Origin of the sequence: Xanthomonas bromi, assembly GCF_900092025.1 — a bacterium.
Taxonomy (GTDB): Bacteria; Pseudomonadota; Gammaproteobacteria; order Xanthomonadales; family Xanthomonadaceae; genus Xanthomonas; species Xanthomonas bromi.
This window is the reverse complement of the sequence record NZ_FLTX01000133.1, coordinates 1-2,193: the sequence shown is the minus strand read 5'-3', so window position 1 is coordinate 2,193 and position 2,193 is coordinate 1. Positions and strand designations below refer to the sequence as shown.

The 2,193-nt window shown below is 59.8% G+C and carries 2 protein-coding genes and 1 pseudogene; all 3 read right to left on the bottom strand.

Going from position 1 to position 2,193, the window contains the following annotated elements:
- Positions 1-546: DNA-methyltransferase (locus XBLMG947_RS20885; RefSeq protein ID WP_065470415.1), on the bottom strand; the 546-nt coding region annotated here is incomplete at its 3' end.
- Positions 464-670, bottom strand: coding sequence for a Com family DNA-binding transcriptional regulator (locus tag XBLMG947_RS22345; protein WP_245228305.1), 207 nt, complete (start codon positions 668-670; stop codon positions 464-466). The genes XBLMG947_RS22345 and XBLMG947_RS20885, both read right to left, overlap by 83 nt.
- A gap of 58 nt (positions 671-728) precedes the next feature.
- Positions 729-1,230: pseudogene (locus XBLMG947_RS20875) on the bottom strand (phage portal protein); the annotation flags it as partial.
- Positions 1,231-2,193: the final 963 nt, after the last annotated feature.

The following is a 2,193-nucleotide window of genomic DNA, read 5'->3' as shown; positions in this document are numbered from 1 at the left end:
CAGCTGCCGCATCAATTCGGTGGGCTTGCCGGTCAAGTGATGCTTGTCGGCCTTGCGCACCGACTCACGGATGACCCAAGGCAGCACAGGCGCACGCCGATCCAGCGGCATATTGCCCTTGCTACCCCACACAATGTATTCGGCCTGATTCCGGAAGCGTCCCAGCTGCGGCCGCACGCCTTCGGTCTTGTCCCAGACGGTGATGCCGCGCCAAGTGAAGCCGGCAATCTGCAGCGCGTCTGTTGTCAGCGGCAGCTGCCGCCAGTCGGTGAACAGCAGCACCGGCGCGCGGTCCTTGAGCACGCGCGCGCACTCGGACAACCACAGGTGCATCCACTTCAGGTGCGAGCGTTGGTCGCGCTCGTCGCCAACGAAGTCGGCATGTCCGCCATCCCGGCAGTACTTGGTCGACGGCGGCTGCGCACGGGCAGCGGCGGTCAGGCCGCCACTCGCATATGGCGGATCAGTGATCAGCGCGTCGAACGAATTCGCTTCGAGCGTGGGCAGGATGGTCAGGGCGTCGCCCTGCATGAGTTGGTTTTTCATGGTGAGAGCCTTGTTGGATTCGCTCGCAGCGATCGGAGGTGAGGCTCTCGGCCTTCAGGTGATTGAGCGTGCCGCAGCGCGGGCACTTGATCTGGATTTCATCGAAGGCGCCGGCCTTGCACAGCAGGCGGGCGCATTCGCCACAACGGAGGTTCTTGAGCATTGCGTGGTCTTGCGTGGGGTTAAGGCTGTGGCGCCGCTGGCGGCGCGTAGGGGGTGAAGACGATGACCTCATCGCACCCAGTCTTTGATCTTCAACATCCGCGCCTGTAGCGGCTCCAGCTCGTTGGCGGCCCACACGGTAGCGGCCTCACGGATCGAACCGGAGCCGTCGGCGTTCTGCGGCACGATGCCCATGAGTTGCGGCGGGATCCGTAGCGCAGCCAGCATGTCGTCGCGGGTGATGCCTTTGATGCCGCTGAACTCGTCCTTGGCCGCCACCTCGCTGACCGGGATCAGCTTGAGCTCGTCCTTGTTGCCGCCTGGCGAATAGAGAAACAGATTGCGGAAATTGCCCGGCCCTTTGGCACCCTTCATAGCGTTGCGTAGCGCGGCGACGTCTTCCTGGCTCCGCTGCGGATCGGTCAGGTACAGGATGAAACCGGCGTGTGAGCCGTTGTTGTAGTACTTGCGCTGGAACAGCGTGGCCGACTCGTTGAGCAGCGCGGGCTGCATGGCCGGCAACGTTGGATGCGATAAACGCATCTCTTGGCCTTGTCACTGCAGCAAATCAAGAACAGCACCAAGACGAGGATCTCGTCTGATGACGCGGGGACGTAAACGGAGGTTCAACCCGAATATTCCAGGTCACATCGAGCAGGAGGCGCTCCCTAAAGGCATCTACTGGGAGAACGGCCGCTGGTACATGCTTGCAGACCATCCGGAGGGTGGCCGACAAGTGAAGCGTACGGTCGCCTTTCGAAGTGCTCGTCTCTGAACTCCATGCAATCGCAGAATCTCGACTACGAGGGGACGTGCGTGGCACGTTGCGTTACCTCTTCAACCGTTTCCACGAAGCGGGCGAATTTAAGGAACTACAGCGTGACAGGCAGAAGGATTGCCGACGCTACGCTGATACGCTTGCCCATTATGTCCGCAAGGATGGATCCAAGCTCGGTAGTGTGCCGTTGGAACACATCACTACGCACGTGGTGCAGCGGCTGCTTGAGACCTTTGCAAACGGGAGGTCAGCTACTCACCTGCAGCAGGCGCTTCCACCAACGCCTAGCAAGGCCAATCATCTATATCGCTACCTCCGGCGAACACTCGCGTGGGGGGTGCGCCATGGCTACTGCAAGGAGAATCCTGCAATGGAGCGCTTCTCACTACATGGTTTGAAGCAACGGGGCGTTACCGACAGCGAGGGCAATCGAGGCGATAAGCAAGATGCAGCTGGGCACGTCTCGCCGTCGACGACAGATCGGTACGACCACGAGTTACCCGTCGTGAAACCTCCACGACGGCGCTGAATTTTCCCAACAATTTTCCCAAGCCCAAAACAGGCACTTCGACTCGCGTCCAAGTGCCTGTTTTTATTGGTGCCCACCATCAACCAAATTTGCACCCCAAGTATCTGTAACAGAAGCCTTTTTACAAGTCACCATCCAGATTGACTCACACATCGACTCACTTTTTCATTCGCTAGGG